General features: G+C 67.3%; 7 protein-coding genes and 1 pseudogene. 3 read left to right on the plus strand and 5 right to left on the minus strand.

Annotated features, from left to right (window positions below; translation table 11 throughout):
* The 3 genes and pseudogenes from ACDP63_RS19785 to ACDP63_RS19795 form a co-directional block, all read left to right on the plus strand.
* On the plus strand, positions 1 to 538 hold a 538-nt coding region (locus ACDP63_RS19785), incomplete at its 5' end, for an ABC transporter permease subunit (protein ID WP_409928542.1).
* Positions 514 to 2,112 carry a GMC family oxidoreductase gene (locus ACDP63_RS19790; protein ID WP_024844386.1) on the plus strand — a complete coding sequence of 533 codons (1,599 nt, stop codon included), beginning with the start codon at positions 514 to 516 and terminating at the stop codon, positions 2,110 to 2,112. The genes ACDP63_RS19785 and ACDP63_RS19790, both read left to right, overlap by 25 nt.
* A 93-nt stretch (positions 2,113 to 2,205) precedes the next feature.
* Positions 2,206 to 2,738, plus strand: a pseudogene (locus ACDP63_RS19795) (DUF3016 domain-containing protein).
* A gap of 21 nt (positions 2,739 to 2,759) precedes the next feature.
* Here ACDP63_RS19795 and cbbX read toward each other — a convergent pair.
* From cbbX to ACDP63_RS19820, 5 genes are all read right to left on the minus strand, one after another.
* Positions 2,760 to 3,680: a CbbX protein gene (gene cbbX / locus ACDP63_RS19800; RefSeq protein ID WP_024844387.1), complete on the minus strand. Its 921-nt coding sequence runs from the start codon at positions 3,678 to 3,680 to the stop codon at positions 2,760 to 2,762.
* 72 nt (positions 3,681 to 3,752) lie between these two features.
* On the minus strand, positions 3,753 to 4,142 hold the full coding sequence (locus ACDP63_RS19805) for a ribulose bisphosphate carboxylase small subunit (protein ID WP_024844388.1): 390 nt from the start codon (positions 4,140 to 4,142) through the stop codon (positions 3,753 to 3,755).
* Between the two features lie 12 nt (positions 4,143 to 4,154).
* Entirely contained in the window at positions 4,155 to 5,618 is a 1,464-nt protein-coding gene (locus ACDP63_RS19810; protein ID WP_024844389.1) for a form I ribulose bisphosphate carboxylase large subunit, read from the minus strand.
* A 15-nt stretch (positions 5,619 to 5,633) separates the two neighbouring features.
* Entirely contained in the window at positions 5,634 to 6,713 is a 1,080-nt protein-coding gene (gene fba, locus ACDP63_RS19815; RefSeq protein WP_024844390.1) for a class II fructose-bisphosphate aldolase, read from the minus strand.
* On the minus strand, positions 6,713 to 7,712 hold a 1,000-nt coding region (locus ACDP63_RS19820; protein ID WP_409928543.1), incomplete at its 5' end, for a transketolase-like TK C-terminal-containing protein. The genes fba and ACDP63_RS19820, both read right to left, overlap by 1 nt.

A 7,712-nucleotide genomic window follows, 5' to 3' on the forward strand; every position in this document is an offset into this window, starting at 1 on the left:
GGGCTATTCGGTGCAGCGCTACAAGCTGGGCGCCTTCGTGATGTCGGCGGCGCTGGCCGGGCTCGCGGGCGGCGTCAAGGCGCTGATCTTCCAGTTCGCGACGTTGACCGACGTGACCTGGCAGATGTCGGGCGAGGTGATCCTGATGACGCTCTTGGGCGGCATCGGCACGCTGCTGGGCCCCATCGTCGGCGCCGGCCTGGTGGTCAGCTTGCAGAACTACCTCGCCACATCCGACTTCCCGGTGACGATCATCACCGGCGTCGTCTTCATGGTCTGCGTCCTGCTGTTCCGCAGAGGACTCGTCGGAGAGTTCTTCGCAACCAGGCTGGGCAGAAAACTCGGGTTCNGTGACGATCATCACCGGCGTCGTCTTCATGGTCTGCGTCCTGCTGTTCCGCAGAGGACTCGTCGGAGAGTTCTTCGCAACCAGGCTGGGCAGAAAACTCGGGTTCCGTTCCGAATCGTGATGGTGCGGCCCCCGCGCCGGTGGGGGCCATCATGGAGTGTCCGATGGAAAGCTACGACTATATCGTGATCGGCGCGGGCAGCGCCGGCTGCGTGCTGGCCAACCGCCTCAGCGCCGATCCCGGCAACCGGGTGCTGCTGCTCGAGGCCGGGGGGCGCGACAACTACCACTGGATCCATATCCCGGTCGGCTATCTTTATTGCATCGGCAACCCGCGTACCGACTGGGGCTTTCGCACCCAGCCCGAGCCGGGGCTGAACGGCCGCGCGCTGCTTTACCCGCGCGGCCGGGTGCTGGGCGGCTGTTCCTCGATCAATGGCATGATCTACATGCGCGGGCAGGCGGCGGATTACGACCATTGGCGCCAGCTTGGCTGCACCGGCTGGGGCTGGGACGACGTGCTGCCGCTGTTCAAGGTGCAAGAGGACCATTATCGCGGCGCCGACGCCATGCATGGCGCCGGCGGCGAATTGCGGGTGGAAACCGCGCGGGTCCGCTGGGCGGTGCTCGACGCCTTCATGGCGGCGGCCGAGCAGGCCGGCATCCCGCGCACCGAGGACTTCAACCGCGGTGACAACGAGGGCGGCGGCTATTTCGACGTGACCCAGCGCCGTGGCTGGCGCTGGAGCGCGGCCAAGGCCTTTCTGCGCCCGGTGCGCCACCGCCCGAACCTGCGCATCCTGACCGGGGCCGAGGTCGAGCGGCTGGTGATCGAGGCGGGCGAGGTCGCGGGCGTGGTCTTTCACCACCAAGGCCAGCGGCGCGAGGTCCGCGCCGCGCGCGAGACGGTGCTGGCCGCGGGCGCCATCGGCTCGGTGCAGATCCTCGAACATTCCGGCATCGGCCGCGGCGATGTCCTGCAGGCCGCCGGTATCGCGCCGCAGGTCGAGGTGCCCTCGCTGGGCGAGAACCTGCAGGACCACCTGCAATTGCGGCTGGTCTACAAGGTCCGCGGCGTGCCGACGCTGAACGAAAAGGCCTCGCGGCTGATGGGCAAGGCGTCGATCGGGCTGGAATACCTGCTGAAACGCTCGGGCCCGATGTCGATGGCGCCGAGCCAGCTTGGCATCTTCACCCGCTCGGGGCCGGACAAGGCGACGCCGGACCTGGAGTTCCACGTCCAGCCGGTCAGCCTGGACAAGTTCGGCGACCCGGTGCATCCCTTCCCGGCCATGACCGCCTCGGTCTGCAACCTGCGGCCGGAAAGCCGCGGTTCGGTCCATGTTACCGGGCCGGATTTCCGCGCCCATCCGGCGATCCGGCCGAACTACCTGTCCACCGAAGCCGACCGCGAGGTCGCCATTCGCGCCATCCGCCTGACCCGCAGGATCGCCGCGCAGCCCGCCTTCAACCGCTTCGACCCCGAGGAGCATATCCCCGGCATCGCCTTCCAGAGCGATGAGGATCTGGTCAAGGCGGCCGGCAATATCGGCACCACGATCTTCCACCCGGTCGGCACCTGCCGCATGGGCGCCGACGAGGGCGCGGTGGTCGATCCCAGGCTGCGGATGCGCGCGCTCGGCCGGCTGCGCATCGCCGATGCCTCGGTCATGCCGACGATCACCAGCGGCAATACCAATGCCCCGGTGATGATGATCGCCGAAAAGGCCGCGCGGATGATGCTGGAGGATGCCAGGGGCTGAGGCGGCGGGCTGGGGCGGCCCAAGCCCGGCTTTGACCTTTCCCGCCGCCTGCCCATAGGCCCTTGCAGGGCTGGACATGCGAAAGGCAAAGCCATGCTCAGGAAGATCCGCCCGTCCCTTTCCCTGGCGCTGGCGGCACCCGCCGCCCTGGCCGGGCCGGCCGCACCACCGGCCGAGGGGCGCGTCACCGTCACCTATGTCGCGCCCGAAACCTTTCGCGACCGCGAGTTCCGCCGCGCCCGCAGCCGCGCCTCGGCGCTGGCCGAGTTCGACCGCTGGTTCGCCGAACTGGGCGCGCGCTGCCTCCCCCCCGGCCAGAGCCTTGCCATCGAGGTGCTGGACATCGACTGGCGGGCGAGTTCGAACCCTGGCGCACCGGCTTCGACGACGTGCGCATCCTGCGCGCCGCCACCCCGCCGCGCATCCACCTGCGCTACCGGCTGATGCAGGACGGCGCCACCATCCGCGCGGTTGAAGAACGGCTGACCGACATGAACTGTCTTTCGGACCCGCGCGGGCATGGCGGCAGCCGGCGCTTCGTCCGTGACAAGCTGATGGTGCAGGACTGGTTCCGCAAGACCTTCGCCGCGCCGCCGCGACCCGCCGGCGCCTGCCTTTCCGGCTGACCGGCAAGCCCCGGCAGGCGTTCAACCCTCGATGCGCCCGCCATCGACATCCAGCCCGCCCGAGAAAACCCGGCTTGCGCGGATATCGGCCTCGGTGATGGTGGACAGGGTGCGCGCATCGACCGGCGCATCGCCGGAAAACAGCCGGTTCGCCTGGCGCAGCCGGGCCCTGTCCAGCGCATTGCGGATCGAGCGGGCATTGGCGAAATGCGGCTGGTCACGGCGCAGGCGGATATAGTCCTCCATCGCCGCCCGGCCGGCCTCGTCGAAAACATAGCCCTGGCTCTCCAGCATCGCGGCCGAGATCCGCCCCAGCTCTTCGTCAGTATAATCGGGAAATTCGATGTGATGGGCGATGCGCGAGCGGAAACCCGGATTGGCGGCGAAGAAACGGTCCATCCGGTCGGCATAGCCGGCCATGATGACCACCAGGTCGTCGCGGTTGTTCTCCATCACCTGCAGCAGGATCTCGATCGCCTCCTGGCCATAGTCGCGCTCGTTGTCGGGCTTGTAGAGGTAATAGGCCTCGTCGATGAACAAGACGCCGCCCATGGCCTTCTTCAGGACTTCCTTGGTCTTGGGCGCGGTATGGCCGATATATTGCCCGACCAGGTCGTCGCGGGTGACGCTGACCAGGTGGCCCTTGCGCACATAGCCCAGGCGATGCAGCAGCCCGGCCATCTTCAAGGCCACGGTGGTCTTGCCGGTGCCCGGATTGCCGGTAAAGCTCATGTGCAGGGTGGGGGTCTCATGCGCCAGCCCCAGGTCGCGCCGCGCCCGGTCCACCAAGAGCAGGGCCGCCGTCTCGCGGATCCTCTGCTTCACCGGCGCCAGCCCGATCAGCTCGCGGTCCAGCTCGTCCAGGATCTCGCGCACGCCCGAGGTTTCATACTCGGCCTTCAGATCCACGGTCGCCAGCGTCTCGCCCATATCGCCGTCCATCAGCCTTTCTCCGTTTCGCAAATACTCTCGGGGGGTCCGGGGGGCAGACGGCCCCCCGGTCCGGCAGTGCCGTCAGCCGACCATCTCATGCGTGTAGCGGATGTGCCGGCCATCGGCCTCCATGCGCCAGGTTCTGAAGCTCGGCTCGCTTTCCGGGCGGTTGACGATAAAGGACATCATCACCGTCTCCCATCCCCGCGTGCTGTCGAAGGCGTTGATGCGGATATACTTGTCGCCATGCGCCTTGCGGCAGTCGTCCAGCTCCATCATCACGCCCTTGGCGTCTTTCAGGTCGAACATCGGGTTGCCCCACATCTCCCAATAGGTGTTGCGGGGATGCGGCTCGGAGGTCCACTCGATCCCGACCGCCCAGTCGCGCGACAGGATGTATTCCACCTGGTCGCGGATCTGCTCGTCCGTCAGATCGGGCAGGAAGGAAAAGCAGCCCTGAGTGATACGCATGTGATCTCTCCCTTAGCTGACGGACGCGGTCGGAACGAAGTCCGAGGTGTCGGTCGAGGTATAGTTGAAGGTGATGTTGCCCCAGGTATCCAGCGCCGCTTCCAGCGGCTTGCACCATTTGGCGGCCTTGCGCAGGACTTCCGGGCCTTCGTTTGCGATGTCGACGCCTTCGTTGCGCGCCAGGACCATGGCTTCCAGCGCCACGCGGTTCGCGGTCGCGCCGGCCTGGATGCCCATCGGGTGGCCGATGGTGCCGCCGCCGAATTGCAGCACCACGTCGTCGCCGAACAGGTCCAGCAGCTGGTGCATCTGCCCGGCATGGATGCCGCCCGAGGCGACCGGCATGGTCTTTTTCAGGTTGGCCCAGTCCTGCTCGAAGAAGATGCCGCGCGGCAGGTCGACCGCGTTCACCGTCTCGCGGCAGACGTTGTAATAGCCCTGCACGGTCATCGGATCGCCCTCCAGCTTGCCGACGGCGGTGCCGGTATGCAGGTGATCGACCCCGGCCATGCGCAGCCACTTGGCGATCACGCGGAAGCTGATGCCGTGGTTCTTCTGCCGGGTATAGGTGCCGTGGCCGGCGCGGTGCATGTGCAGGATCATGTCGTTCTGCCGGCACCAGTTCGAGATCGACTGGATCGCGGTCCAGCCGACGATCAGGTCCACCATGACGATGACCGAGCCCAGCTCCTTGGCCAGTTCGGCGCGGCGATACATCTCTTCCATGGTGCCGGCGGTGATGTTGAGATAGTGCCCCTTGACCTCGCCGGTGGCGGCCGTGGCCTTGTTCACCGCCTCCATGCAGTAGAGGAAGCGGTCGCGCCAATGCATGAAGGGTTGCGAGTTGATGTTCTCGTCGTCCTTCATGAAGTCGAGCCCGCCCTTCAGCCCCTCATAGACCACGCGGCCGTAGTTCTTGCCCGACAGCCCCAGCTTGGGCTTGGTGGTGGCGCCGAGCAGGGGACGGCCGAACTTGTCCAGGCGCTCGCGCTCGACCACGATGCCGGTGGGCGGGCCGGCAAAGGTCTTCATGTAGGCGACCGGGAAGCGCATGTCCTCGAGCCGCGCGGCCTTCAGCGGCTTGAAGCTGAAGACGTTGCCGATGATCGAGGCGGTGACGTTGGCGATCGAGCCTTCCTCGAACAGGATCAGGTCATAGGCGACATAGCAGAAATACTGCCCCGGCGTGCCCGGCACCGGCTCGACCTTATAGGCTTTCGCGCGATACTGGTCGCAGGCAGTCAGCCGGTCGGTCCAGACCACGGTCCAGGTCGCGGTCGAGCTTTCGCCGGCCACCGCCGCCGCTGCCTCGATCGGGTCCACGCCCTCTTGCGGGGTGATGCGGAACAGGGCCAGGATGTCGGTGTCCTTGGGCTGGTAGTCGCCGTCCCAATAGCCCATCTGGGCGTATTTCAGCACGCCGGCCGCATAGCGCTTCTTCTTGTCGGTGATTTCCGACTTGCTCATCTCGTTCATCGGGCTTCCTCCTCCTCAGGCGGCTTTCGCGCCAGTGATTGCCGGGTCCAGCGCCCCCGACGCGTAGCGTTTGGCCATCTCGTCCATCGGGATGACCCTGATCTTGCTGGCATGGCCCGCGGTGCCGAAGCGTTCGAAGCGGTCGCGGCACAGGGCCGTCAGCTCCTTCATCGCCGGGATCAGGAACTTGCGGGGGTCGAATTCATCGGGCTTGTCGCGGGCGATCTTGCGGAACTGCCCGGTCATCGCCATGCGGCAATCGGTGTCGATATTCACCTTGCGCACGCCGTGGCGGATGCCGCGCTCGATCTCCTCGACCGGGACGCCATAGGTCTGCGGCATCTGGCCGCCGGCCTCGTTGATCAGGTCTTGCAGATATTGCGGCACCGAGCTGGAGCCGTGCATGACCAGATGCGTGCCGGGCAGGCGCTCGTGGATCGCCTCGATCACATGCATGGCCAGGATGTCGCCATCGGGCTTGCGGCTGAACTTGTAGGCGCCATGGCTGGTGCCGCAGGCGATGGCCAGCGCGTCGCAATGGGTGCGGGCGACGAAATCCACCGCCTGATCGGGGTCGGTCAGAAGCTGGCTGTGGTCCAGCTTGCCCTCGGCGCCCGAGCCGTCCTCGGCCGCGGCTTCGCCGGTCTCCAGGCTGCCCAGAACGCCCAGCTCGCCCTCGACCGAGGCGCCGACGGCATGGGCGGCCTCGGAGACCTTGGCCGTCACCGCGACGTTATAGTCGTAATCGGCGGGCGTCTTCATGTCCTCATGCAGCGAGCCGTCCATCATCACGCTGGTGAATCCGTGCCGGATCGCCGACATGCAGGTGGCCAGGTTGTTGCCGTGGTCCTGGTGCAGGCAGATCGGGATGGTCGGGTTCATCTCGGCCAGGGCCTCGACCATGCGCCGCAGCATGATGTCGCCGGCATAGGAACGGGCGCCGCGGCTGGCCTGCAGGATCACCGGCGCATCGACCTCGGCCGCCGCCTTCACGATGGCCAGCCCCTGTTCCATGTTGTTGATGTTGAAGGCGGGCACGCCGTAGCCATGCTCGGCGGCGTGGTCCAGAAGCTGTCGCAGCGTGATGAGGGCCATCACTTTCCTCCCTGGATAAGCTGGTTGGCAAGGTCGGCGGCACGTTCGGCGGTGATGCCGAAATGCCGGTAAAGCGCGGGGGCGGGGGCCGAGGCGCCAAAGCCGGCCATGCCGATGAAACCGTCGCCGGGGCGCAGGAAAAGCCCGTCCCAGCCCTGGCGGATCAGCGCCTCGATGCCGATGCGCGGGGCGCGGCCCAGCACCGCTTCGCGTTCGGCCTGCGGGCGCTGGGCGAACAGCTCGAAGCAGGGGGCCGAGACGACGGCGGCGCGCACGCCCTGCGCGGCCAGCAGATCGGCGGCCTCCAGCGCGATCTCGACCTCCGAGCCGGTGGCGATCAGCGTCGCGTCGCGCGCGCCCTCGGTCTCGCGCAGGACATAGGCGCCCTGGCGGCTCAGGTTCTCGTCATCGGCCTTAAGCCGCACGGCGGGCAGGTTCTGGCGCGACAGGCACAGGACCGAGGGGCTGGCGGGCGCGGTCAGCGCGATCTCCCAGGCCTCGGCGGTCTCGACCGCATCGGCGGGGCGGAAGACCATCAGGTTCGGGATCGCCCGCAGCGCCGCGACATGCTCGACCGGCTGGTGGGTCGGCCCGTCCTCGCCCAGGCCGATGCTGTCATGGGTCATGACATGGACGACCGGCACCCCCATCAGCGCGCCCAGCCGGATCGCGGGCCGGGAATAGTCGGAAAAGGCCAGGAAGGTGCCGCCATAGGGTACCAGCCCGCCATGCAGCGCCAGGCCGTTCATGATCGCGGCCATGCCGTGTTCGCGGATGCCGTAATGGACATAGCGGCCCAGCCGCTCGGCCGGCGTCACCGAGACCATGCCCTTGCTGCGGGTGTTGTTCGAGCCGGTCAGGTCGGCCGAGCCGCCCACCGTGTTCGGCAGCGTGGCGTTCACCACCTCCAGCGCCATTTCCGAGGCCTTGCGGGTCGCCACCTTGGGCCGGTCGGCGGCCAGTTTGGCGGTATAGTCGCGGATGGCGCTGCGCAGCGCC

The organism is Paracoccus sp. P2 (assembly GCF_046335115.1).
Classification (GTDB): Bacteria; Pseudomonadota; Alphaproteobacteria; order Rhodobacterales; family Rhodobacteraceae; genus Paracoccus; species Paracoccus pantotrophus.

Excerpts from the sequence above, each read along its gene's own strand:
- ACDP63_RS19790 (WP_024844386.1), top strand. The coding sequence starts at position 514 with ATGGAAAGCTACGACTATATCGTGATCGGCGCGGGCAGCGCCGGCTGC.
- cbbX (WP_024844387.1), bottom strand. The coding sequence starts at position 3,680 with ATGGACGGCGATATGGGCGAGACGCTGGCGACCGTGGATCTGAAGGCC.
- ACDP63_RS19805 (WP_024844388.1), bottom strand. The coding sequence starts at position 4,142 with ATGCGTATCACTCAGGGCTGCTTTTCCTTCCTGCCCGATCTGACGGAC.
- ACDP63_RS19810 (WP_024844389.1), bottom strand. The coding sequence starts at position 5,618 with ATGAACGAGATGAGCAAGTCGGAAATCACCGACAAGAAGAAGCGCTAT.
- fba (WP_024844390.1), bottom strand. The coding sequence starts at position 6,713 with ATGGCCCTCATCACGCTGCGACAGCTTCTGGACCACGCCGCCGAGCAT.